This window comes from Acidimicrobiales bacterium (assembly GCA_035536915.1).
GTDB lineage: Bacteria > Actinomycetota > Acidimicrobiia > Acidimicrobiales > JAHWLA01 > JAHWLA01.
This window is the reverse complement of record DATLNE010000036.1, coordinates 17,286-40,317: the sequence shown is the minus strand read 5'-3', so window position 1 is coordinate 40,317 and position 23,032 is coordinate 17,286. Positions and strand designations below refer to the sequence as shown.

The window sequence follows — 23,032 nt, the reverse complement described above, 5'->3', positions numbered from 1 at the left end:
CCACTATCTCGATAGGTAGAATACCGGGGTGGACGACGCTCAGTTCTCGGCCGCAGTCATCGCGGTCACGTCGGCCTTCGGCGACCCGACCCGGCGTGATATCTACCTCTTCGCCCGTGAAGGCGAACGGGGCGTCACCGCCGCCGAAGTGGCCGAACGCTTCGAGCTCCACCCCAACGTGGCCCGCCACCACCTCGACAAGCTGGCCGCCGGCGGGTACCTCGAAGTGCACGTCGCACGGGGCGGCACCGGCGCCGGGCGCCCGTCGAAGCGGTACCGCAGCGCGGCGCGCGACACCGCCCTCGAGTTCCCCGCTCCCCGCGACGACCTGTTGGTCACCCTGCTGGGCAAGGCGCTGGCGCTGATCCCGGCCGAGCAGGCCGAGGCCATGGCCGAGCAGGTGGGCGAGCAATACGGCCGTTCCCTGGCCGAGCACATGGCGCCCGGCGAAGGGCAACGCTCGTTCCGCAACGCCCTCCACGCCGTGGCCGACGCCCTCACCGCCCACGGCTTCGCCGCCCACGCCGAGGCCCGCGGCGGGTCGCTGGCGATCATCGCCGACCACTGCCCCTTCGGTGAGACGGCCACCCAGCACCCGGTGATCTGCGCCGTCGACCGCGGCATGGTGCGCGGCATGCTGGCCGGCCTCTACGGCAACGCCGTGCCGACCACAACCGCCTCGCGCGCGCTGGGCGACGACGCCTGCGTCACCTCGCTGGCCTAGGCGTAGAGGGCCGAGTGGGCCGCCACTACCTCGACCACGCCTCCACCTCGCCAGCCCGACCCGAGGTGGTCGAGGCCATGCTGCCCTGGCTGGTCGGCGAGCAGGCCGCCGACCCCGGCCGGGTGCATACCGAGGGACGCATGGCCCGCGCCGCTGTCGAGCACGCCCGGGAGCAGGTGGCCGCACTGGTCGGTGCCCGGCCCCGCGAGGTCGTGTTCACCAGCGGCGCCACCGAAGCCATCAACGCCGTGTCATTCGGCGCAGGTGGGCCGGTCGCACTGGCGCCCGTCGAGCACTCGGCGGTGCGCGACTCCGCCGCCCGCCACGAGATGATCGACCTTGCCGTCGACGGCGTTGGTCGCATCGACCTCGCCTCGGTCGACGAGGCGCTCGACCGCAGCGCCCGCCTCGTGCACTGCCAGTGGGGCAACCACGAAGTGGGCACGTTGCAGCCGGTGCGCGAGGTGGTCGAGCGCTGCCGGGAGCGCAACGTGCTCGTGCACGTCGACGCCGCCCAGGCTGTGGGGCGGGTGCCCGTCGACTTCCGCGGCCTCGAAGCCGACCTCCTGTCGGTCAGCGCCCACAAGTTCGGCGGACCCAAGGGGATCGGCGCACTGGTGGTGCGCAGGGGCCTGCGCCTCGACCCCTTCATCGTGGGTGGCGAGCAGGAGCGGGCTCGGCGGGCGGGCATGGAGAACGTGCCCGCCATCATCGGCTTCGGCACTGCCGCCGAAGCGCCACTGGTCGACACCCGTCCATTGGTGCAGCGGTTGGCCGCCGCCGCCTGCGCCGTCGACGGTGTCACCCGCTACGGCGACCCCGACGACGCCCTCCCCCACATCCTCTGCGTCGGCATCGACGGCGTGGAAGCCGAGGCGGTCCTCCTGGGCCTCGACCAAGCAGGCATCGCCGCCCACTCCGGCTCGGCCTGTTCGTCGGAGTCGCTGGAACCCTCGCCCGTGTTGGCCGCCATGGGCGTGGAGGCCGAGCGCTCCCTGCGGCTCTCGGTCGGGTGGTCCACGACCGAGGAAGACGTCGATGCCTTCGCCGACGCCTTCCCGCGTGTAGTCGCCCGCTTGCGTTCGCTGGGCGCCTAGCGAGGCGGGCGGGCTCGGCGGCGAGCGCTTGCCGCCACCTCGTCGGGCACGTCGATCTCCATGCGCAACAGCGAGGCGGCATGGGTCTTGCCCAGGTTGTCGCTGCGCAGGGAGCGCGGGGCCCCGCCGCCCAAGGCGTCGTGCATGACGAACTTCAGGGCCAGCACGTTGCGCGCTTCGTAGCGCTCCACGTCGCCCTGTACCAGCTCGCCGAAATGAGCTTTCACGCGCTCGGCCGTGACCTCGCGACGGATGGCCTCGTAGGCAGCCTCGTCGTCGGCGAACAACGACAGGTCGCTGATATCGCCCTTGTCGCCGGAACGGGCGCCGCACAGGTCGCGCAACTGGATGCGGGCCATCAGACGTCCTCCACCTGCACGCGCACCTGGGCGTCGACCAGCGCCTTGTCGACGTAGAAGGGCTCGACGGCCAGCAACTGCGAGGGCTTGCCGTCGCGGGAGCGCCCCGTCGACGAGATCGTCGGCGGCCCGGAGAGGCCGAGCACACCGACGTTGCGGGCCACGCGGGAGGCACCGTCGGGCGTGGCCGTGCGCCAGGCCAGGCGGCCGACGACCTCGGGCGGCTCGCACTCGTCGTCGGGGACGGTCGGCCCGCCGAAGGCACCGGCCCCGAAGTACTCCTCGCGCCATTCCTCCACGGCGAGGTCGGCGGCCCGTTCCCGCACGAAACGCAGCGCGGCCCGGGCCTTGGCCTCGGCGTCGGGCCACGAGTAGGCCAAGCGCACCTCCCCGGCCCACCCCGCCGGCGTGCACACCAAGCCTTTGTACGACTCGGGCGCGGGGGCACCGCGGGTGCCGGTGATGCGCACACGGTCGTCGCCTTCGTCGGCGAGGGTGAGCGAGGTGAAGTCGGCCACCACGTCGGGGTTGAGGTAGCGAGCCGGGTCGTGCACCTCGTAGAGCAGCTGCTCGCGCACGGTGTCGAAGGTGACCATGCCACCGGTGCCCTGGGGCTTGGTGATCACCATGGTGCCGTCGGCGTCGACCTCGGCGATGGGGAAACCGATGCGCTGCGGGTCGGGGTTCTCCCACCAGCGGCCCGAGTAGTTGCCGCCCGTGACCTGGCCGCTGCACTCCAACAGGTGGCCGACGACCACCCCTGCAGCCAGGCGATCCCAGTCGTCCCAAGACCAGCCGTGCTCGTGCACCAAGGGGGCCAGGAACAGCGAAGCATCGGCGACCCGACCGGTGATGACGACGTTGGCGCCTTGGTCGAGGGCGTCGACAATGGGACGGGCGCCCAAGTAGGCGTTGGCAAATAAGGCGTCGCCGGGCAACCCGAGTTGCCCGGCATGAGGACGGACGTCGTCGCCCACCACGGTGGCGATGCGAAGGCCGCTGACCCCTGCTTGTCGTGCCGCGGCGACGACGGCTCGCCCGGCGGCGATGGGGTTGATGCCACCTGCATTGGTGATCAACTTCGTGCGACCGTCGAGCAGGTACGGCACCGCCTGGTGCACGTAGAGAGGCAGGTCGCGGGTGTAGCCCAGGGCCTCATCGCGCTGGCGGTCCTTCTGGAGGATGGCCAGCGTCAGCTCGGCCAGCGCCTCGCACACCAGGTAGTCGATCCCGTCGGCCAACAGGTCCTCGACCGGGCCGATGCCGTCGCCGTAGAAGCCCTGTCCGCCCCCGAGACGAATCACGAGCGGCGACAGTAGCCGCAGGAGTCTTCGGTCAAATGCACGAAACCTTCTGGGACGAATCCATTTCCCAAATCCGGGGGGCCTTTGCCGTGAAACGTTTTCTTGCGCTGTTTGCACTGCTTTCTGTTGTTCTTGTACCCCATGCCGACGCCGACGAGCCGACGCTGCCGAACCTTCGACCGGACAAGCCCTACGACATCCAATTGGGGTACGCCGACGAGTTCAACATCAACAACCCGACGGAGGCACTCCGGTTCTCGATGGCCAGCGGGAACGTCGGCGCCTACGCCCTCGACCTCCTGGGCGCGCCGCCCAAAGACCAAGAACGCACCACCGCCAACCAGTGCGTGGCCTGGGTCGAAAAGGTGTGCACGCAGCGCCAGGAAGCGGGCGAGTTCGTGTTCCACCCCTTGCACGGCCACTGGCACCTCGACAGCTTCGCCGCCTACGAGCTGCGCAAGGTCACCAGGAAGGGGGCCGTCGACATGACCGGCACCGGCCTGGTCGCCACCAGCGGCAAGGTCTCGTTCTGCATGATGGACTCCCAGCCCGTCGGCGGCTACGACCCGAACCAGACACAGACAGGCTTCTACAACACGTGCACCGGCGTGTACCAAGGCATCAGCGCCGGATGGGCCGACGTGTACGACTTCTCGCTGCCCGGCCAGCAGATCGTGGTCAAGGACATCCCCGACGGCACATACGCCTTGGTGGTGAAGTCGAACGTGGACGGGCAACTGCTGGAGACCGACTACACCGACAACACGGCCTACGAAATCATCACCCTGGCGACGCCGCCCGGGTGCGTCGGCCGCACCGTCACGGTGGGCGCCGCCTGATCTCGTCGGCAGGCGAGCGGTCAGCCGCTGGGTTGGCCGCTCGCCTGCAGGGCCTGCTTGAGCACGCCCTCCACCATCGGCACCATCTCCTGGGGCGGGTTCAGCCCCAGGAAGGCCCGGAACTCGGGCACGGCGGCGGCGGGGTCGTTGCGGTCCTCGAAGAGCATCATGCCCTTGAAGAAGTGGGCGTCGGGGTAGGCCGGGTCGACCTCGACGGCGCGGCTGACGTACTCCAACCCCTTGTCGAGCAAGGCCTTTTCGCCCGCTTGGCGCCCGGCCAGCCGCACCAACCAACCCCGGTAGGCCAGCGCTTCGGCGTTGCGGGGGTCGATGTCGAGCACCTCGTCGTAGCGCTCGATGGCCTCGGCTGCCTTGCCCTGGCCGATGAGCGCACGGGCCTCGGTGAGCTTGCGCGACGGGCCGGTGGCCGTGATGCCGCCCGCGCTGGGGTCGCCGGGCAGCCGTTCGCCTGACGAGCCCGCCACCACCAGCCCCGCCGTCACGGCCAAGACGGCGACGCTCACCACCCAGGCGGCAGGCCGCACCCAACTGCGAGCCGCAGGTGGGGGCGGCAACGGCTGCGCCGCTTGGTCGATGGCCCGCAGCACCGCCGCGGTGCGCACGGTGTAGTCGTCTTTCAGCGTGCGGTAGTCGTCGTCGTCGATGTCGCCCGCCGCCCGTTCGCGCTCGAGGTCGTCGAGCGAGCGCAGCAGAAACTCCCGTTCCTCGAATAGCTCGTCGACGCTCACCGCGCCTGCCTGGCCTGCTCCACCAGCGCCCGGTCCTCGTCGCTCACGCCCGCGTCGCCGTCGGCGCGCCAGCGGCGGAAGGCGAAGGCCAACCCGCCCAACGCGCACACGGCGGCCACCACCGGAAGCGCCCACACCAAGCCGCTCACGCCTGAGGCTTCCGGCTTGAGCAGGATGTCCTTGCCGAAGCGGCTCACCAGGTAGGCGCGGATGTCGCCGTCGCTCTCCCCCGCCTCCACCCGGCGGCGGATCTCGTCGCGCACGACCCGGGCGGTGGCGGCGTCGGACTCCTCGACCGACAGCCCTTCACAGGTGGGGCAGCGGACTTCCTTGGCGATGGCGGTGACCCGGGACTCGGTGGTGCGGCCGCCGCCGTCGCCGCTGGAGCCGACCGCCAACGCGCTGACGACGAGCACGGCCATCGTCAGCCAGGGCAGCCACTTGCGCATCACGGCGCGCTCCCCAGGTAGCGCCGCAGGTCGCGGTCGACGCCGTCGGCGCTGATGCGGCTGATGTAGCGGGCCAGCACGACACCTTCGGGTGAGATCACGAACGTCTCGGGCTGGCCCCGCACGCCGAACTCCAAGGCGATGGTGCCGCGCGGATCGTCGACCACCGGCCAGTCGCCGCCGTGCTCGGCCCGGTACCTGCGCACCTCCTCCGCGGTGTCGTCGTGGATGACGCCGAGCACCACGGCGTCGCCCGCCGCCGCGTGGCGGGTGGAGAACCGTTGGAGCTCGGGGTGCTCCTGGCGGCACGGCACGCACCACGAGTTGAAGAAGTTCACCAGCACGAACTTGCCCCGGTAGTCGGCCAAGCGGACGGTACCGCCCTCGAGCCCGGGGCCTTCCACTGCGGGCGCGGGCTTGCCCAGCAACGGCGTGGCCGCCGCGGTGTCGATGGCAGGCGAACGGGTGGCGAGGACGCCCACGAACACCGCGAGGATGAGGCCCACTGCAGGGGCCACGTAAAGAGCGACGCGTTTGCGGCTGCGCGCCGGCGCCGTCATACCAACGTCTCGACCTTCTCTTCTTCGAGGGGCGCCTCCGACGCGGGCGCGGTGGGCCGGCGACGCCCGCCGGGGATCGCCGCCATGGCGGTGCCAATTGCCATCAGCACGCCACCCACCCACAGCCACATGACCAGCGGCTGCACCACGACGGCGATGACCGCCTCGCCCTCGGGGGTGCGAGGCGCCTGGATGAGCGTGAGGTAGACGTCCTCGATGGGGCCCACGCGCACCGACGGCGTGCCGATGGCTTGGGTGGCGAACGGGAAACGGTTCAACGCCGGGCGGTAGACGCCGTCGTCGTCGACCCGCACCAGGGCCTGCACCGCCGTTCGGTTGGGGAACGTGCGGTTCTCGATGCCGAGGTAGGTGACGCGATGGCCCGCCAGCACGGCCGACTGGCCCGGCGCCAGGCGGAACTCGGCCCGGTGGCCGTACGACTGGGCGGCGGCGAAGGCCACGGCGAGCACGATGACGCCGAGGTGCACGACCATGCCCCCGTTGGCCCGCCCCATCAGTCCTCGCCAACCGGCCCGTCGCGTCGACAGCGCCAGTTGTCGCACTGCTGCGCCCGCGGCGAAGGCGCCGAGCCCGAAGGCCACGAGTGCGCTGAAGCCGCGCAACCCGAAGGCCACGCACGCCACGAGCGTCGCGGTGGCGGCCCACGACGGCCACAGCAACCGGTGCCGCAGCAATTCGCCCGAGGCCTTGCGCCATGGCAGCACCGGCGCCACCGCCATGAGGAACAGCAGCACCAAGGCGATGGGCCGCGTCATGCGGTCGAAGTACGGGCGCCCCACCGAGATGCGGTCGTCGCCGAGTGCCTCGGCCAACAGCGGGAAGACGGTCCCCAGCAGCACCACGAAGGCGAACGCTGCGAAGGCCACGTTGTTGGCCAGGAAGGCGCCTTCGCGCGACAGCGGTGAGTCGATGGCGCCGGGCGAGCGCAGCTTGTCGCCCCGCCAACCGATGAGGCCGACGCCCACGGCCACCACCACGGCGAAGAAGCCGAGCAACAGCGGGCCGATGGCCGATTCGGTGAACGCGTGCACCGAGTCGAGCACGCCGGAGCGGGTGAGGAAGGTGCCGAGGATGGTGAGGCTGAACGTCGACAGCAGCAGCGACAGGTTCCAGACCCGCAGCATCCCCCGGCGCTCCTGCACCATCACCGAGTGGATGAAGGCGGTGCCGGTCAACCACGGCAGGAACGACGCGTTCTCCACGGGGTCCCAGCCCCAGAAGCCGCCCCAGCCCAGCACCTCGTACGACCACCAGGCGCCGAGGATGATGCCGCTGGTGAGGAAGCCCCAGGCGAACAAGGTCCACCGGCGCGTCTCGATCAACCAGCCCTCGCCCACCCGGCCGGTGACGAGGGCCGCCACCGCGAAGGCGAAGGGGATGGTGAAGCCGACGTAGCCGAGGTAGAGCATCGGCGGGTGGAAGGCCACCAGCGGGTGGTTCTGCAGCAGGGGGTTGGGGCCCATGCCGTCGCTGGGCACGGTGGCCAACTGTTCGAAGGGGTTGGCCGGGCCGAGCATGAGCCCGAAGAAGAAGACGGTGACGACGAGCGCGGTCAGCGTCGCCCACGCCACCAGCGGGTCGGCGGCGCGGTGGCGGAAGTGGCGCACCATCACGGCGACGTAGCCCGCCAGCACCAGCGCCCACAACAGGATCGAGCCCTCCAGGGCCGACCACATGCCGGTGACGCTGTAGAGCCACGGGGTCGACCGAGCGTTATTCTCGGCCACGAACTTCAACGAGAAGTCGTGCGTCAGCAAGGCCCGCTGCATGGCGAACGTCGCCACCACCGCGGCGCCGAGCACGAGGAAGGCGTACACCCGCGCCGTGCGCAGCAGGATCGGCCGCTTGCGGCGCAGGCCGACCACCAACGTGCCGACGCCGGCGAGCGCGGACAGGAACCCGAGGAAGACGGCGCCGAGGCCGATGGCAGCATTCATTGCGGCGGGCTGTAGTCCTCGACCCGGTCCGGGTTCTTCTCGCGGTACTCGCTGGTGTGCTTGACCATCACCCGATCGCTGGCGAAGTGGTCGGCCTTCCAGCGGCCTTCCAGCACGACGGGGATGCCCACCTGCATGAGCTGCGGGATGTCGCCCGTGTGCACGATTGCCGCGCTGTGCTGGGTGCCCTTGATGGTGAAGCGGCCGTCCTTGGGTTCGTCGACGACGGTGCCTTCGATGCGGAAGCGCTCGTCGGCCAGCTGCGGCTTCTGGGCGACGGCTTCGTCGACCGTCTTGAAGTAGACGGTGGCATTGCCGAGGCCGCGGAAGACGAGGAAGCCGAGGGCCAGCACGATGACGGCGATGGCAACGGTCGTCCGCTTCATCGACGGCCTCGCTGCAGCAGGCGTGCCGCGTAGGCGACCAGGGTGACGACGGTGATGCCGTAGCCGGCCCACACGTAACTCATGAGGCCACCGCCGCCTCGGCCCGGCGCTCGGCCAGGGCCTGTTCGAGGGCGTCGGCGTCGCTGCGCTCCTCGAGCTTCTCGATGCGGAAGCGCTGGGCCAGAAGCCACCCGTACACCAGGGTCATGGCGAAGAAGCCGAGCAGCATGACGGTGATGTACTCGCCGTCGAGGCTGTCCTTGGGGGCGATGTCGGCCAGTGAACGGCCCTGGTGCAACGTGCGCCACCACTCCACGGCGAAGTGGTTGATGGGCACGACGGAGACAGCGAGCAGGGCGGCGACGGCGGACCGGTGGGCGCGCACGTCGACATCGGCGGGCACCCGCCGCAGGGCGAGGTAGCCGAGGTACATGAAGAACATCAGCGCCGTGAGGGTGAGGCGAGCGTCCCACGTCCACCACACGCCCCACGTCGGGCGGCCCCAGATGGAGCCGGTGGCCAAGGTAAGGAAGGTGAAGACGACGCCGACTTCGGCCGACGACGCCGCCAGTTGGTCCCACCGCCGGGCGCGGGTGGCCGGGAGGAGCCACAGCACGCTGGCCAAGGCGGTGACGGCGAAGGACAGATAAGCGGCCCACGCCAGCGGCGGGTGCACGGCGATGAGGCGGGCCAAGACGTCCTGCTCGCGGGTGGGCGGCAGGGCGAGGCCGAGGGCGATCGTCGAGCCGAGGGCGACGATGGCGAAGAAACCGAGCACCTTGGTGCCGAGGCCGGTCATGCGTCCTCCAGCAGGGGGCCGAAGGCGAGCACGCCGAAGGCGGTGTAGACGACGGCGAACACGGCCAGCAGTTGCAGCCACGGGCGGCCGTCGTCGATGCCGATGCCCATGGCCGCCTCCCACGCCTTGGTGGCGCCGAGCAGGACGGGGGCGAGGACGGGCAGGAGCAGCAGGGGCAAGAGGGTTTCCCGGACTCGCAGTCCTGCGGCCAGCACGCCGTAGGCAGTGCCCGCGGCAGCCATGCCGACGGTGGCGGCCAGGCAGGTGGCGAGCAGGAGCAACGGCCCGTCGAGGCGGGCGTCGTAGAGAACGGCCACGCCGACGGCCAGCAGCACTTGCAGCGCCAGCAGCTCGACGGCCACGGCGGCGGCCTTGCCCAGGAAGATGCCCGCCGGGTCGAGGCCGGAGATGCGCAGGCCGTCGGCCGACTCCAGGGTGAAGCTGCGTTGCACGGCGAGCAGGCCGGCAAAGAGCACGGCCACCCAGAACAGGCCGGCGGCGGCCCGGGTGAGAGTGCCCCGGTCGGGGTCGAGGGCGAAGCCGAAGAGGACGAGCACCAGGACGGCGAAAGGGGCGACTTGGTTGGTCGTCACGCGGGAGCGGGCCTCGATGCGCAGGTCCTTTCCTGCCACCAGCACGGCGTCACGCCACACGGGCGGGCTCCTTCACTTCGCCGCCCGCCACGTGCACGATCCGGTGCGCAGGCACGGCTTCGTGGGAGGCGACCACGACGGTGCGGCCGCGGGCGGCGGCGTCGCGGATCAGGTCGTCGAGCGTGTTGCGTCCCTCGGCGTCGAGCCCGGCGTGGGGTTCGTCGAGCAGCCACAGGTCGGCGTCCTTGGCCACCACGGTGGCGAGGGCGACGCGGCGCTTCTGGCCGGTGGAGAGCTTGCCTGCGGCGACCGAGCGGAGGCGTCCCGACAATCCCAGACGTTCCAGCGTGGGCTCGATGCGGGCGGTGTCGGCTTTGGCGGCGCGCACGGCGAAGCGCACGTTGTCGTCGACGGTCAGGTCGTCGTAGAGGAAGCCCTCGGAGCCGAGGAAGCCGACGTGGCGGCGCACCTGGCGCCGTTCCTTGCGGAGGTCGTGGCCCAGCACCACGGCCTCGCCGTCGGTGACTGCCAGCAGGCCCGCGCAGGCGCGCAGGAGACTGGTCTTGCCCGCGCCGTTCGGCCCTTGCGCGAGCACGATCTCTCCCCGTTGGACGTCGAGATCGACGCCGGCGAGGGCGGGGAAGCGGCCGAGGAGGGCGACAGCGGATCGAAGGCGGATGGCAGGGGCCATGGCTGCGCCTTCCATGCTACGGGGGGCCGTCGCGTTAGTTCCATGCGAGGCCGGTACCCTCCGGCCGTGGACTGGCGACGGATGATGCGAGGAACGGGCCGGGCGCTGATCTCGGCGGGCGTGCTCATCCTGCTGTTCGTCGCCTACCAACTGTGGGGGACGGGGGTGGCCGAGGCCCGCAGCCAACGGGCGCTGAAGGGCGACTTCGTCGACGTGCCGGTGCCCCCCACCACGCCGGGCACAACGGCGCCGCCCGTCGCCGCTCCCCCGCCCGTGCCCGACGGCGAGGCGGTGGCCGTCATCCGCATCCCCAAGATCGGGGTGGAGAAGGCGGTCGTGGAGGGGGTAGCGCTTGGCGACCTGAAGAAGGGCCCGGGGCACTACCGCGATACGCCCATGCCGGGGCAGCCGGGCAACGCCGCCATCGCCGGGCACCGCACCACCTACGGGGCGCCGTTCTACCGGCTCGACGAGCTGGAGCCCGGCGACCGCATCACAGTGGCGACCCGCCAGGGCACCTTCGACTACGAGGTGCGAGAGACCAAGATCGTGCGGCCTAGCGAGGTGTCGGTGCTCGACCCCACGCCCGACAACCGGCTCACGCTGACCACGTGCCACCCCCGCTTCAGCGCCCGGCAACGGCTGATCGTGGTGGCGGCGCTGTTGGGGCCGGCCGCTCCTGCGCCGGTTTCGTCGACCACCACGGTGCCGCCGGGGACGATCCCGGGGGATTCTCGGTCGCTCGATGCGGGGCTGTCAGGGGACGAGGCGAGCAACGGGCCTGCGGTGCTGTGGGGCCTGCTGGCGGCGCTCGTGTGGCTGGTGACGTGGGCCGTGTCGAAGCGGTGGCGGAAGTGGCCTGCATATGCCGTGGGGACGCCGGTGTTTTTGGTCGTGCTGTTCGTGTTCTTCGAGAACTTCAGCCGGTTGCTCCCGGCGAACTATTAGCGGAATTTCAGTGTTTTTCAGTTGATTTCAGTATCGAACACATGTACGATTAAAGGGTGGTTGGGGAACTGCGGAAGGTCGTCGAGGAGTTGGAAATTCCGCTCGACGGCAACGTCCTGGCAGAAGTGTTCTCGCTCATCGACGCACTGACGGCGAAGGCTTCGAAGGCCGTGGCCGAGTTCGACGCCGAGGCAATGTGGGAATTCGACGGAGCGACGTCGATGACGGCCTGGCTGCGGCACCACGCAGGCATGACCTCGAGCACCGCCAAGTCGACGGCGTCCACGGCGAAGAAGCTCCGCACGTTGCCGATGACCGCGGAATGCTGGTTGTCGGGCACCTTGTCGGGCGGCCAGGTGCAGGCCATTGTGCGCAACGCCACGCCGGAGTTCAGCGACCACGAAGCGACGGTGGTGCCGGCGCTGGTCGACCTGTCAGTAGCCGACACGGCGCTGGCCATGCAGCAGTGGAAGGCCATGCTCGACATCGAACCGAAGTTCGAGAAGGGCGTCCACCTGTCGCAGACGTTGGACGGCCAATGGGAACTGTCGGGCTCGCTCGACCCGCTGGGCGGCGAGACCGTTGCTACCGCGTTGCGCTTGGCCATGGTCGACGACCCCGACGTGTTGCCGTCGCAGCGCCGGGCCGATGCGCTGGTCGACGTGTGCCGCTTCTTCTTGGACCATCAGAGCGGCAAGCGGGGCGGACGGCACCGCCCGCACCTCAACGTGGTGGTCGACTACGAAGCCCTGCGTGCCGGCAAGGCCGGCGGCTTTGTCGGCGGGGGCCTGCTCGACGGTGCGTCCGTGCAGGCCCTGGCGTGTGATGCGGCGATCCATCGAGTGGTGACCGACGGCCACAGCACGATCCTCGACTACGGCACCTCCACCCGGACGATCCCGGCCCCGCTGTGGTCGGCGCTGGTGCTGCGGGATCGGCACTGCCGGTTCGAGGGGTGCGACCGGCCGTCGCAGTGGTGCGAGGCGCACCATGTGGTCCCGTGGCACGACGGAGGCACGACGAGCCTCGACAACCTGGTACTGAAGTGCAGCCGGCACCACCACATGGGCCACCAACCCGGTTGGTCGGAGAAGCTCAAGCCCGACGGCACCCTGGTGGTCACGGACCCAAGAGGCCGTACGCGCACCACTCGACCACCCGGTGCGTTGACCGCGCAGTAATGCACACCAGGATGTGCACTACTGCGAGGTCAAGTGTTCGGTCGGTCACGCAGTGGGCGTCGGCGCGTTCCGATAATCCCGGGGGTCACCGTCCGGCCAGATCGCTACCGTCGTCCCTGTTGACTTATTGGGGTTCGTCCGCAGGCACGCTGCTGTTCCTTCCCGACCCCGCGTGCGCACTCGACGTCGAGGACCTGGCCATCCTCGCCGCCGGGAACGTGCAGGTCGTCGCCAACGACGACTACTGGCACAACCCGATGGCCTGGTTCGACAGTCGCGGCGACGGGTTGTTCCTGCGGCTCAGCCGCGTCCCCCCTCACTACGGGGACGGCATCCGCTGGGGCGATCGCGAACAGGAGGACGCGGTCCTCCATGTCGCAGAGCGGGCGACGCTTCGATCCAGGAGGCGCTGGTACGCCCTCTGCGAGTACGGAGGCTGGGACGAGGAGTGCCGCGATATGTGCGAGCACCCGACCTTCGAGGACTTCCGCGACGAGCTGCGTCGGCTCGAAGAACAGCGGCTACACGCCAAGCCCCGCCACCAGACATGGGGTCCGCCCGATTGCGTCATCCACAAGGTGCACGGGCCGCCGTGGATGCCCGACATGCCTAGCTCGTCGTGAGGAAATCCAGGCCCAGGCGGTCCATGGCGTCGAGCACCATGCCCGACACCTGCCCCACTTGATTGGTGAGGAGCAGCAACCCGAACCCGGCGAGCAGCAGGCCGCTGACGACGTTGATCACCCGGAAGTGACGCTTGACCCATCCGAAGGCACCGGCCAGCCGGCCGAAGGCCACGCCGCTGAGCACGAACGGCACGCCGAGCCCCAGTGAGTAGAACACCAGCAGCACCACACCGGAGGTCACCGTCCCGTCGGCCGCCGCGTAGGTGAGGATCGGGGCGAGCACGGCGCCGATGCACGGCGTCCACCCGAAGGCGAACGCCATGCCCATGACCGGTGCGGCGAACACGCCGAGCTTCGACGGCACCACGTGGAAGCGCCGCTCCTGCTGGAGCAACCGAGGCGACACCATCCCGGCCAGGAACAAGCCCATGACGATGACGACCACGCCGGCCACTGCGTTCAACGTGCGCTGGTGCTCCAGCAACGCGCTGCCTACCGCGGACGCAGTGGCGCCCAGCGCGGTGAACACCACCGTAAAGCCGGCCACGAACAACAGCGTCGAGCGCACCAGCCGCCGCACGTCCGACGACGACCCCGCCACCACCTCGGTGACCGACACGCCCGACATCAACGACAGGTAGCCCGGCACCATCGGCAGCACGCACGGCGACAGGAACGACACCATGCCCGCCGCGAAGGCAACGACCCAACCGGTGGGCCCGGTGGAGAGGCCCAGCAGCACGACGGCCGCTCAGCGCCCCTCGAACCGGGGCGCCCGCCGCTCCCGGAACGCCGCCATGCCCTCGGCCAAGTCGTCGCTCGACCACGCCCGCACCCGAGCGGCGGCCACGTCGGCATCGTCGAGCGCAGGCTCCAGCCGGTTCAGCGCCAGCTTGTGCCCGGCGATGGTCAGCGGCGCCAACGAGGCGATGCGCTCGGCCCACTCCAGGGCGTCGTCGCACGACCCCAGCCGCTGCACCAACCCCAAGCGGAACGCGGCGTCGCCGTCGAGCTCCTCGGCCGTCAGCAGCATCTGCCGCGCCGGCCCGTGCCCCGCCAGCAGCGCCAGCCGCTGCACCGTCCAGTGGTCGACCATCAAGCCCAGTTTGGCGGCGGGGATGCCGAAACGAGCAGTCGGCACCGCCACCCGCAGGTCGCACGCCACCGCCAACTGCGTGCCCGCCCCCAACGCCGCCCCCTCGACGGCGGCGATCACCGGGACCGGCACGGCCACCAGCGCGTCGAGCAACGCCCGCAGGGCGGCGGTGAACCGCTCGTCTTCCACCGTCGACAGGTCGGCGCCCGCGCAGAAGTGCCCGCCTGCGCCGGTCAGCACCACCACCCGGCACGACGACGCCAGCGACGAGACGGCATCGAGCAGGTCCTCGCAGTGCGACACGTCCAAGGCGTTGCGCCGGTCGGGACGGTCGATGGTGACCTGCCCCACCACCCCGCGGGACTCGGCGGCGATCACTCGATCACGGCGATGACGTCGCCCTCCTGCACTTGGTCGTCGGGCTTCACCCGCACCTCGCGCACCACCCCGCCGACCGGCGCCTCGACCGGGATCTCCATCTTCATCGACTCCAGAATGGCGAGCGTGTCGCCCTCGGCCACCTCTTGGCCGACCTCGGCCGGCACCTGCCACACGTTGGCCGTGATCTCGGCCTTCACTTCGGTCACGAGTCCCCTCCTGGTTCGCCGTCCGGGCGGACGGGCACAGTACCCCCCATGGGTTTCATTCTGTCCCTCATCATCACCGGCCTCGTCGTCGGCGCCCTCGGCCGCCTCGCCATCCCCGGCCGCAACCCCATGAGCATCCCTGTGACGATCCTCGTCGGCATCGGCGGCGCACTCGTCGGCGGGCTCATCGGCAGGCTGCTGTTCGGCGACGACGGCCCGCACCTCATCTTCGCCGTGGCTGCCGCCGCCCTGATCGTCTACCTGATGCAGCGCAACGGCGACCGGAGCGGGATCAGGCGCTGAGGCGCTTCACCAGGTCGAGGTCGTTGTCGACCATCATCCGTACCAGTTCGGCGAACGACACCTCGGGCTTCCACCCCAAGACGGTCTGGGCCTTAGCCGGGTCGCCGATCAGCAGCTCCACCTCGGCGGGCCGCATGAAGCGCTCGTCGAGCACCACGTAGTCCTGGTAGTCGAGGCCCACGTGTGCGAAGGCCAGCTCACAGAACTCCCGCACCGAGTGCGTCTCGCCCATGGCGATGACGAAGTCGTCGGGCTGGTCCTGCTGGAGCATCAGCCACATGGCCCGCACGTAGTCGCCCGCGAAGCCCCAGTCGCGCTGGGCATCGAGGTTGCCGAGGCGGAGCTCGGTGTCGAGCCCGTGCTTGATGCGGGCCACGCCGTGGGTGATCTTGCGGGTCACGAACTCCAGGCCCCGGCGGGGGGACTCGTGGTTGAACAGCATCCCGCTCGATGCGTGCAGGCCGTAGGACTCGCGGTAGTTGACGGTGATCCAGTGGCCGTACACCTTGGCCACGCCGTAGGGCGAGCGGGGGTAGAACGGCGTGGTCTCCCGTTGCGGCACCTCGACGACCTTGCCGAACATCTCCGACGACGACGCCTGGTAGAAGCGGATGTCGGGGTCGACGATGCGGATGGCGTCGAGCATGCGGGTGACGGCCAGCGCCGTGGTCTCCCCCGTCAGCACCGGCTGGCCCCACGACGTCTGCACGAACGACTGGGCGGCCAGGTTGTAGACCTCAGCGGGCCGGTGGTCGCGCAGGATGTTGATCATCGACACCTCGTCGAGCAGGTCGCCCGAGGCCAGCGTCACCTTGTCCTGGATGTGGGCGATGCGCTCGAAGTTCACCGTGCTCGACCGCCGCACCATGCCCACGACCTCGTAGCCCTGGTCGAGGAGGAACTCGGCCAGGTACGAACCGTCCTGGCCGGTGATGCCGGTGATGAGGGCGCGACGGGGTGCCATGGCCCAGTTGTATAACGGTTCAACCGTATGAGTCTGCTAAGCCAGTTGGCACGATGACCGAGCACCTCGGCCGCCGCATCGCCCGGCTGCGCAACGACTTGGGCTGGACCCAGCAGGACCTGGCCGACCGCCTGGGCATCTCCCGGGTGGCCGTCTCGCACCTGGAGTCGGGCGTCAGCGACCCCGGCGAGCGCACCGTGACCCTGCTGGCGGGGGTGTTCAAGCTGGAGCCCCACGAGCTGGTGGCCGACACGTCGTACCCCCGGGCCAAGGCCGAGCGGCTGCCGGTGGTGGCGTACCGCTACACCGAGGTCGAACTGCAACTGCGGCTGTTCGAGCGTGACCTGGAGACCGGCATCGGCCTGGGCGAATGGAGCCACCGGCTGGCGGCGTTGGAGGCGCTGGCCCACGACCGCCGCGAGCGGGCCGCCCTGCGCGAGGCGGCCCAGCGCCTAGCTGGTGCTGTCGACCAGGCGCAGTCGCGGCCGGCCTGACGCACTCCGCACGTACTTCGCCGGGTTCACCGCCCCGCTCTTGTCGTCGCCCAGCCACTCGAACCAGGCGGTGACGGCGGGGCCGACCTCCTGCCAGTCGGCGTGGCCGCTGTCGGCCAACTGCTGCAGTTCCGCCGTGGTCGCCTCGAACAGCGGCTTGCCCCAGCGCCCGGCGGCGTAGCCGGTCGCCCACACGGCATGGCCCACCCACACCTCGGACACGTCGTCCGGGAAGCCGCGGTTCCGCAACCACGCCTCGAATCCCGCCCCTCGTCGCATGGGCACGACGGTACGGACCGACAGCGTTGACACGCCATGGCCCAACCGGGCCATTTCCCGAGTACATGGCGTAGGGATTCCCTACGCCATGTACTCGGGACGGGCCACGTCAGACGGGGAGGACGCCGTGCTTGCGCCAGGGGCGCTGCACCACCTTCGACTGCGACACCTGCAGCCCCCGCCAGATGGCGTGGCGGGTCTCGGCCGGGTCGATGATGTCGTCGATCTGGGCATGGCCCGCGGCGATGTAGGGGTCGATGTTCTTGCGCAGCTCCTCGGCCATCTTGATGCGGGCGTCGTTGCGTTCCTTGCCCTCGGGGATGGCTTCGAGCTGCTTGCGCATGATGATGTTCACCATGCCGTCGGGCCCCATCACGGCGATCTCGGCGGTGGGCCAGGCCACGATGTAGTCGGCTTCGTAGGCCGTCCCGTTCATGACGAAGTAGCCCGCCCCATACGCCTTGCGCAGCACCACCGTCACCTTGGGCACGGTGGCCTCGGAGATGGCGTAGAGCATCTTGGCGCCGTGGCGGATGATGCCCTGCTTCTCCACCGCGGTGCCCACCATGAACCCGGGCACGTCCTGCAGGAACACCAGCGGGATGCCGAAGGCGTCGCACAGCCACACGAACCGGGCCGCCTTGTCGGCCGAGTTCACGTCGAGGGTGCCGCCCAGCACCTTGGGCTGCGAGGCCACGATGCCGACGGGACGGCCCCCGAAGCGGGCGAAGCCGGTGATCACGTTCTTGGCCCACTCCGCCTTCATGGGGAAGAACTCGCCGTCGTCGACGACGGTCTCGATGACCCGGTACATGTCGTAGGCCCGCCGCGGCGCGGTGGGCACGATGTCGTAGAGCTCCTCGCAGCGCCGGTCGACGGGGTCGGACGTCTCCTTCTCCGGCAGCGGCGTGGTGTTGTTCGACGGGAAGAACGACAGGTACTGGCGCACCACCCGCAGGCAGTCGGCGTCGTCGGCCACTTCCATGTCGGCCACGCCGCTGACCTTTGTGTGCACGGCCGAGCCGCCCATGTCCTCTTCGGTCACGTCCTCATTGGTGGCGGCCTTGACCAGGTGGCGGCCTGCCAACGCCATCGACGAGGTGCCCTTCACCATGGGGATGAAGTCGGCCAACGCCGGGATGTAGGCGGTGCCCGCCGCGCAGTGCCCGAGCATGGCGGCCACCTGCGGCACCACCCCGCTGAGGATCACCTGCTCGCGGAACAGGGCGCCTGCGGCGGCGAAGGTCGAGCCGGTTGTCTGGCTGACGCGGGCGCCCGCCGAGTCGAGCAGCCACACGATGGGGATGCGTTGGCGCAGCGCCAGCTCGCGCATGCGGGCGGTCTTGTGCTCGCCCACCGCGCCCATCGAACCGGCCAGCACGGTGAAGTCGTAGGCGCACACGGCCACGCGCCGCCCGTCGATCTCCCCGACGCCGGCCACCATGCCGTCGGCGGCCAGGTAGCCCTTCTGCTCGCGCAGCACGCGGTCCATGGAGTCGGCCAGCAAGCCGTACTCCACGAACGTGCCGGGGTCGAGCAGCGCCTCCACCCGTTCGCGCACCGGCCACTTGCCGAGCGATCGCTGCCGCTCGACGTTTTCGGGCCCGCCCATGGCGTAGGCCTTCTCACGCCGCGACTGCAGGTCGTCGACGAGGGGCTTCCAGTCGTGCAGTTCGGCGGGGTCGGTCATCGCCCTCTCCATTCGGGCGGCCGCTTCTCGACAAAGGCTTTGATGCCTTCGCGCGAGTCCTCCGTCCCTGTCGTAAGCGTGAGCATTGCGTGCAGGTGGGCCAGCGCGTCGCGGGCGCCCAAGTCCCACACCGCGTAGAACGAGTCGCGCCCGAGTTGCATCACCGCGGGCGACTTGGCTGCCAGCACGGCGGCGAACGAGTCGACCGCCTCGTCGAGGGCGTCGACGGGCACGACGCGGTTCACGAAGCCGATGCGCTCGGCCTCGGCGGCGTCGACCCGCCAGCCCGTCATCATGAGCTCCAGCACCTTCTTGGGGGGCATCGACCGGGCCAGGGGCACGGTGATCATGTACGGCCACAGGCCCACGTCGATCTCCGGCGTGCCGAACTGGGCGTCGTCGGCGGCGATCACGAAGTCGCACGCCAGGGCCAGCCCGAACCCGCCCGCCAGCGCGTACCCCCGCACCCGGGCCACCGTCGGCTTGCCCAGCGACCACAGGTCGTCGAACAGGCCGGCCAGCTCGCCCCGGGCGTTGTGGAGGTCGAGGTAGCTCGCCCCTTCGCCCATGCCGCCCAGGTCGGCGCCCGCGCAGAACGCCTTCTCCCCCGCGCCCGTCAGCACCACCACGCGCACCTCGGGGTCGGCTTTGGCCTCGGCCACGCGCGCCCTGATGTCGCGGATGACGGTCCACGACATGGCGTTGCGGCGCTCGGGACGGTTGATGGTGATGCGGCCCACCCCGGACGCGGCGTCGTACAGGACCTCATCCGATGCCATCGCCGGACGGTAGCGTGAACCCGCCATGTTCTTCACGGCCGTCGCCGTCGTCGTCGGCCTCGCACTGGGGCTCCTCACCGGAGGACGCCTCGAGCACCTCGGGAACCGACGCTTCCGCGCCCCCGCCCTGTTGGCGGCGGGCTTGGTCGTGCAAGCGGCCAGCGGGCGCTTCGGCGGGGGCACGGTGGCACTGGTGATCGTGTCGTACCTGTTCCTCATGGCCTTCTGCGCCGCCAACCTGCGCCTGGTGGGCATGGGCGTGGTCCTGCTCGGCCTGGCCATGAACTTCACCACCATCGCCGTGAACGGCGGCATGCCCGTGCGGCGCTCAGCGGTGGTGGCGGCCGGCATCGCCGAGTGGCACGAGCTCGACGACCTGGAGATCCACGACAAGCGCCACCTGGAACGGTCCGACGACGACCTCATGTTCCTGTCCGACATCATCCCCGTGCCTGTGCTGGGCGAGGTGCTCAGCTTCGGCGACCTGGTGATGAGCGTCGGCGTGGCGGACGTGTTGTTCCACCTGCTGCGGCCCCCGCCGGGGCGGCGCTACGAGGAGGACGGCACGAACGCGTCGTCGCGTGAGAGGTAGCGGTTGAGCGCGTGGAGGGTGGCCCGGGCGGCCGCTTCTTCCATCGACGGGGCACGGGCCACGCCGTAGAGCTTGGGGGCCCGCTCGTCGGGCTCCAGCACCACGACCACGGCGTGGTCGGGGCTCTGGCGCAGGGCGGCGGTGGCGGCGTCGATGCGGAACGGCAGCTCGGCGCCCAGTTCGGCCAGGGCCACCAGGGTGGCCGCTGCCGCCTCGGCGGGCGAGCCCGCCTCTCCCCTGCCGACCACTCGGCGGGAACCGAGGGCCAGGTGCACGTCGAGCTCCTGCGAGAAGGCGTCGACCCGTACGCCGTCGAGCCGCACGCGAGCCGGGTAGCGGGTCGGCCGCGGTGCGGCCAGGTCCTCCACCTCGATGACCAACGGCTTGTCGAGGTGCGCCCGGGCCCGCTGCGACACCTGCCTGCGCAGTTCGCTGGGGCCGACCTGGGGCACGTCGGCCAGCACGTGCACCACCACCGTGTCGCCTTCGTCGGAGTAGCCGACGCCGACGATCCCGGGCAGCCGGCGCAGTTCGAGCTCGAGGGTGTCGAGGGCCTCGTTCACCGGCGTTTGGCCTCGTAGAGCCGGCGGTCGGCCAGGCGGTACAGCTCGGTCACGTCGGTCGCCTCCTGAGGGGCCAAGGCAACGCCGGCTGAGAATCCCATGTCGGCCGCCCCTGCCACTGCCGTGGTCACGGCCGCCTCCAGTCGCCGTACCAACGCGGTGACCAGGTTGCCGTCGCCCTTGGCCAGGATGAGGGCGAACTCGTCGCCGCCCAAGCGGGCAGCCACGTCGCCGGCCCGCAGCGACTGGCGCAGCTCGGCGCCCACGGCCCGCAACACCTGGTCGCCGCCGTCGTGGCCCAAGCGATCGTTGAGCGCCTTGAAGCGGTCGATGTCGATGAGGACGAGGGCAAACGGCCAGCCGTAGCGCACGCTGCGCGACGCCGACTGCACCAGCAGCTCGTCGAACGACCGTCGGTTGAGCAACCCGGTCAGGGCATCGTGCGAGGCGTCGTGGCGTAAAAGGTCCATGCGAAGCGCCACCGTGCACAGCCGTGACACGGTGACGGCCAACCCGGCCTCGACGGGGCGGCCGTCGCCGTAGACGCCGGCCTCGGCCTCCCGCGGGTCGACCGACGTCGCTTCCCAGGGGGGGCGGCGGCGGTTGCGGAACACCTGGCGCCCGGCCGAGGGGTCGTCGAGGACGAGCACCACGTCGTCGTAGCCACCGTCGTGCGCCACCCGGTCGAGGGCTCGGTAGATGAAGGCGATACCCGACGCTGCGGTGGCCAACTCGGCTGCCAGCGCGTCGAAGCCGGCGGTCCCAGTCGACCCCTCGACCTCTTGGTCCTCCGCCCCGGTATCGCGCGGCCGAAGCCAACGCCGGCGTGACGGGTTCGCGCTGGCGCTCACCGTTCACCTCAACTTCAACGAGCTTGTTCCGGCAGAGGCTGAGCTGCGCCGTCAAACCGGGTTTTCGCCACTCTGGGCGCGTTTTCCTGCTGCGTCAAGCTGGGGCGATGCCCTCTTGCATCAGAGCCACAAGTTCGGCGGCGGCCCGTCGATCGTTGCCTGCGCCGTGGGCGGAAACGGTGGCGAACAAGGCGCCGGCCGTTGCCACGTGCGGTTCCGTGCGCTTCCGCTCGAAGGTGGCGGCCACCCGCACGGCCGCGGCAGCTCGACCAGCCCGGCCACCGCTCGTGGTCAAGACTTCGTTCAGGAGCCCCGTGACGGAGGGTGACAAACCGCTCTCTGTGGCGATTTGGGTGACAACCCGAGCTCGGGCCACGCCGTCTTCGCCCGCCCCCAGGTCGGCCAGCCCTTGCAGGCGGGCGGCGGCGGCCACGTGCTCGGCCTCCCGCGGGTTCACACCCAGCCGCACGCTCAGCGCCGTTGCTGTCGCCGACATCCGCTCCGCTGCCCCGGGGGCGGCGACGCCCGCCAGTTCCGGCACCATGGCAAGGGCGTCGACGGTCTGGCGTCGGGTGCGACGGGCACGCGCCCATGCCCCTGCGGCCACGCCGGCCACCACGAGGGTGGAGACGAGCAGCAGGGCAACGATCACGACGACACCTCGCGGCGGGAGGTGAACACGCCCAGCGCAGGCGGATCGACGGCGAAGACGACAGCGCTGCGCTCGTGGCCCATGCCGTGGCGCTCGCCTCGGCGCTCGACGGCGGCGACCAAGGCGGCCACGCACCGGGGGTCGAACTGGGTGCCCGCCCGGCGGCGAAGCTCCTCGAAGGCGACGTCCTGTGGCAGCGCCCGGCGGTAGGCCCGGGTCGAGGTCATGGCGTCGTAGGCGTCGGCCACGGCCACGATGGCGGCCTGCTGCGACGGCTCGCCTGCGCCGTACCCCCCGCCGTCGAAGCGCAGGTGGTGCCCGGCGGCAGCGGCCCGCAAGGGGCGCAGGGCGTCGACCCGGCCGAGCACGTCGTCGCAGGTGTGGGCGTGCTGTTGCACCCGGGCGAACTCTTCGTCGGTGAGGCGGCCCGGCTTGTTGAGCAGGTCGGCGGGCACCGAGAGCTTGCCGATGTCGTGCAGGAGGGCTGCTTGGTGCAACCGCGCCAGGCGCCGCCGCGACAGGCCGAGCTCTTCGCCGATGTAGGCGCTGTAGCGGGCCACCCGCGCGGTGTGCTCGCCGGTGTAGGGGTCTTTCACGGCCAGCGCCCGCACCAGGCCGGCGACGGCGGCGGCCCGGGCCGCTTCGTGTTCGGCGTGCCCGGCAACGGCGAGCAGGGCGAGGCAGGTGACGAGGACAGCCCAGCACGCTCCGGCCGCGACGGGGTGAGCGACGAGTGCCGTCGCGGCAGTTGCGACCGCCGACACGCAGGACGCGAGGAGGAGACGCGTTGCGTTCTCCCGGGCCCAGCCAACCATGTGTCCCTCCGTGCGGTTCGTCGTAGCGAAAGTCCGCCCGGCCCCCAGCAGGCCCCCACTCCGAAGCGAAGGATACGCCTGCTACTACGTAGGTGGCAATGGCC

The 23,032-nt window shown here is 70.5% G+C and carries 30 protein-coding genes; 9 read left to right on the top strand and 21 right to left on the bottom strand.

What is annotated here, in order from left to right; genetic code table 11:
* Positions 1-28 precede the first annotated feature (28 nt).
* On the top strand, positions 29-724 hold the full coding sequence (locus tag VM938_10375; GenBank protein ID HVF75443.1) for a helix-turn-helix domain-containing protein: 696 nt from the start codon (positions 29-31) through the stop codon (positions 722-724).
* A 14-nt stretch (positions 725-738) separates the two neighbouring features.
* A complete protein-coding gene (locus VM938_10370; GenBank protein HVF75442.1) occupies positions 739-1,821 on the top strand; it encodes a cysteine desulfurase family protein in 1,083 nt (360 codons plus the stop codon).
* Here VM938_10370 and VM938_10365 read toward each other — a convergent pair.
* Together VM938_10365 and VM938_10360 are read right to left on the bottom strand one after the other, a co-directional pair.
* Positions 1,818-2,180: a hypothetical protein gene (locus tag VM938_10365; GenBank protein HVF75441.1), complete on the bottom strand. Its 363-nt coding sequence runs from the start codon at positions 2,178-2,180 to the stop codon at positions 1,818-1,820. The two genes, VM938_10370 and VM938_10365, sit on opposite strands and share 4 nt — an antisense overlap.
* On the bottom strand, positions 2,180-3,484 hold the full coding sequence (locus VM938_10360) for an acyclic terpene utilization AtuA family protein (GenBank protein ID HVF75440.1): 1,305 nt from the start codon (positions 3,482-3,484) through the stop codon (positions 2,180-2,182). Before VM938_10360 ends, VM938_10365 begins: the two co-directional genes overlap by 1 nt.
* An 89-nt stretch (positions 3,485-3,573) precedes the next feature.
* On the opposite strand from VM938_10360, the gene VM938_10355 reads away from it, so the two are divergent.
* Positions 3,574-4,323: a lysyl oxidase family protein gene (locus tag VM938_10355; GenBank protein ID HVF75439.1), complete on the top strand. Its 750-nt coding sequence runs from the start codon at positions 3,574-3,576 to the stop codon at positions 4,321-4,323.
* 20 nt (positions 4,324-4,343) lie between these two features.
* Here the strand turns inward: VM938_10355 and VM938_10350 are convergent, their stop codons facing one another.
* From VM938_10350 to ccmA, 8 genes are all read right to left on the bottom strand, one after another.
* The gene (locus VM938_10350) at positions 4,344-5,072 is read right to left on the bottom strand and encodes a tetratricopeptide repeat protein (protein HVF75438.1); all 729 of its coding nucleotides are present in this window, start codon (positions 5,070-5,072) and stop codon (positions 4,344-4,346) included.
* Positions 5,069-5,521 (bottom strand): cytochrome c-type biogenesis protein, encoded by a 453-nt coding sequence (locus tag VM938_10345; protein ID HVF75437.1) that lies wholly within the window; start codon positions 5,519-5,521, stop codon positions 5,069-5,071. The genes VM938_10350 and VM938_10345 overlap by 4 nt, the downstream gene beginning before the upstream one ends.
* Positions 5,521-6,081: a TlpA disulfide reductase family protein gene (locus tag VM938_10340; protein HVF75436.1), complete on the bottom strand. Its 561-nt coding sequence runs from the start codon at positions 6,079-6,081 to the stop codon at positions 5,521-5,523. The genes VM938_10345 and VM938_10340 overlap by 1 nt, the downstream gene beginning before the upstream one ends.
* Positions 6,078-8,039, bottom strand: a complete 1,962-nt coding sequence (locus VM938_10335) for a heme lyase CcmF/NrfE family subunit (GenBank protein ID HVF75435.1) — start codon at positions 8,037-8,039, stop codon at positions 6,078-6,080. The genes VM938_10340 and VM938_10335 overlap by 4 nt, the downstream gene beginning before the upstream one ends.
* On the bottom strand, positions 8,036-8,425 hold the full coding sequence (locus VM938_10330) for a cytochrome c maturation protein CcmE (protein HVF75434.1): 390 nt from the start codon (positions 8,423-8,425) through the stop codon (positions 8,036-8,038). The genes VM938_10335 and VM938_10330 overlap by 4 nt, the downstream gene beginning before the upstream one ends.
* Positions 8,426-8,504: 79 nt before the next feature.
* Positions 8,505-9,224 carry a cytochrome c biogenesis protein CcsA gene (gene ccsA, locus VM938_10325; protein ID HVF75433.1) on the bottom strand — a complete coding sequence of 240 codons (720 nt, stop codon included), beginning with the start codon at positions 9,222-9,224 and terminating at the stop codon, positions 8,505-8,507.
* Positions 9,221-9,877, bottom strand: a complete 657-nt coding sequence (locus tag VM938_10320) for a heme exporter protein CcmB (protein HVF75432.1) — start codon at positions 9,875-9,877, stop codon at positions 9,221-9,223. The genes ccsA and VM938_10320 overlap by 4 nt, the downstream gene beginning before the upstream one ends.
* Positions 9,867-10,508 carry a heme ABC exporter ATP-binding protein CcmA gene (ccmA, locus tag VM938_10315; GenBank protein HVF75431.1) on the bottom strand — a complete coding sequence of 214 codons (642 nt, stop codon included), beginning with the start codon at positions 10,506-10,508 and terminating at the stop codon, positions 9,867-9,869. The genes VM938_10320 and ccmA overlap by 11 nt, the downstream gene beginning before the upstream one ends.
* Before the next feature lie 66 nt (positions 10,509-10,574).
* Between ccmA and VM938_10310 the strand changes: the two genes are divergently transcribed.
* From VM938_10310 to VM938_10300, 3 genes are all read left to right on the top strand, one after another.
* Positions 10,575-11,456, top strand: coding sequence for a class E sortase (locus VM938_10310; GenBank protein HVF75430.1), 882 nt, complete (start codon positions 10,575-10,577; stop codon positions 11,454-11,456).
* Between the two features lie 56 nt (positions 11,457-11,512).
* The gene (locus VM938_10305) at positions 11,513-12,637 is read left to right on the top strand and encodes a DUF222 domain-containing protein (protein HVF75429.1); all 1,125 of its coding nucleotides are present in this window, start codon (positions 11,513-11,515) and stop codon (positions 12,635-12,637) included.
* Positions 12,638-12,756: 119 nt separating this feature from the next.
* The gene (locus VM938_10300; protein ID HVF75428.1) at positions 12,757-13,260 is read left to right on the top strand and encodes a hypothetical protein; all 504 of its coding nucleotides are present in this window, start codon (positions 12,757-12,759) and stop codon (positions 13,258-13,260) included.
* Here VM938_10300 and VM938_10295 read toward each other — a convergent pair.
* The 3 genes from VM938_10295 to VM938_10285 are packed head-to-tail and all read right to left on the bottom strand — an operon-like array spanning position 13,247 to position 14,946.
* The gene (locus VM938_10295) at positions 13,247-14,005 is read right to left on the bottom strand and encodes a cytochrome c biogenesis protein CcdA (protein ID HVF75427.1); all 759 of its coding nucleotides are present in this window, start codon (positions 14,003-14,005) and stop codon (positions 13,247-13,249) included. The two genes, VM938_10300 and VM938_10295, sit on opposite strands and share 14 nt — an antisense overlap.
* 9 nt (positions 14,006-14,014) lie before the next feature.
* On the bottom strand, positions 14,015-14,737 hold the full coding sequence (locus VM938_10290) for an enoyl-CoA hydratase (GenBank protein ID HVF75426.1): 723 nt from the start codon (positions 14,735-14,737) through the stop codon (positions 14,015-14,017).
* Positions 14,734-14,946 carry a biotin/lipoyl-binding carrier protein gene (locus VM938_10285; GenBank protein ID HVF75425.1) on the bottom strand — a complete coding sequence of 71 codons (213 nt, stop codon included), beginning with the start codon at positions 14,944-14,946 and terminating at the stop codon, positions 14,734-14,736. Before VM938_10285 ends, VM938_10290 begins: the two co-directional genes overlap by 4 nt.
* 48 nt (positions 14,947-14,994) lie before the next feature.
* On the opposite strand from VM938_10285, the gene VM938_10280 reads away from it, so the two are divergent.
* On the top strand, positions 14,995-15,249 hold the full coding sequence (locus tag VM938_10280; protein ID HVF75424.1) for a hypothetical protein: 255 nt from the start codon (positions 14,995-14,997) through the stop codon (positions 15,247-15,249).
* On the opposite strand, the gene gmd is transcribed toward VM938_10280, so the two are convergent.
* Positions 15,239-16,213: a GDP-mannose 4,6-dehydratase gene (gene gmd / locus VM938_10275; protein ID HVF75423.1), complete on the bottom strand. Its 975-nt coding sequence runs from the start codon at positions 16,211-16,213 to the stop codon at positions 15,239-15,241. The two genes, VM938_10280 and gmd, sit on opposite strands and share 11 nt — an antisense overlap.
* A 53-nt stretch (positions 16,214-16,266) precedes the next feature.
* Between gmd and VM938_10270 the strand changes: the two genes are divergently transcribed.
* Entirely contained in the window at positions 16,267-16,707 is a 441-nt protein-coding gene (locus VM938_10270; protein ID HVF75422.1) for a helix-turn-helix transcriptional regulator, read from the top strand.
* Here the strand turns inward: VM938_10270 and VM938_10265 are convergent.
* From VM938_10265 to VM938_10255, 3 genes are all read right to left on the bottom strand, one after another.
* A complete protein-coding gene (locus VM938_10265) occupies positions 16,666-16,986 on the bottom strand; it encodes a hypothetical protein (protein HVF75421.1) in 321 nt (106 codons plus the stop codon). The two genes, VM938_10270 and VM938_10265, sit on opposite strands and share 42 nt — an antisense overlap.
* A 109-nt stretch (positions 16,987-17,095) precedes the next feature.
* Positions 17,096-18,676, bottom strand: a complete 1,581-nt coding sequence (locus VM938_10260) for an acyl-CoA carboxylase subunit beta (protein ID HVF75420.1) — start codon at positions 18,674-18,676, stop codon at positions 17,096-17,098.
* A complete protein-coding gene (locus VM938_10255; GenBank protein ID HVF75419.1) occupies positions 18,673-19,455 on the bottom strand; it encodes an enoyl-CoA hydratase-related protein in 783 nt (260 codons plus the stop codon). The genes VM938_10260 and VM938_10255 overlap by 4 nt, the downstream gene beginning before the upstream one ends.
* A gap of 25 nt (positions 19,456-19,480) precedes the next feature.
* On the opposite strand from VM938_10255, the gene VM938_10250 reads away from it, so the two are divergent.
* Positions 19,481-20,047 carry a DUF5317 family protein gene (locus VM938_10250; protein HVF75418.1) on the top strand — a complete coding sequence of 189 codons (567 nt, stop codon included), beginning with the start codon at positions 19,481-19,483 and terminating at the stop codon, positions 20,045-20,047.
* Here the strand turns inward: VM938_10250 and VM938_10245 are convergent.
* The 4 genes from VM938_10245 to VM938_10230 all read right to left on the bottom strand — a co-directional run bounded on the left by VM938_10245 (position 20,005) and on the right by VM938_10230 (position 22,877).
* Complete coding sequence (locus tag VM938_10245; protein ID HVF75417.1) at positions 20,005-20,610, bottom strand: hypothetical protein; 606 nt, start codon at positions 20,608-20,610, stop codon at positions 20,005-20,007. The two genes, VM938_10250 and VM938_10245, sit on opposite strands and share 43 nt — an antisense overlap.
* Positions 20,607-21,461, bottom strand: a complete 855-nt coding sequence (locus VM938_10240; protein ID HVF75416.1) for a GGDEF domain-containing protein — start codon at positions 21,459-21,461, stop codon at positions 20,607-20,609. Before VM938_10240 ends, VM938_10245 begins: the two co-directional genes overlap by 4 nt.
* A 94-nt stretch (positions 21,462-21,555) precedes the next feature.
* Complete coding sequence (locus tag VM938_10235; protein HVF75415.1) at positions 21,556-22,113, bottom strand: hypothetical protein; 558 nt, start codon at positions 22,111-22,113, stop codon at positions 21,556-21,558.
* Positions 22,110-22,877, bottom strand: coding sequence for an HD domain-containing phosphohydrolase (locus VM938_10230; GenBank protein ID HVF75414.1), 768 nt, complete (start codon positions 22,875-22,877; stop codon positions 22,110-22,112). The genes VM938_10235 and VM938_10230 overlap by 4 nt, the downstream gene beginning before the upstream one ends.
* Between the last annotated feature and the right edge of the window lie 155 nt (positions 22,878-23,032).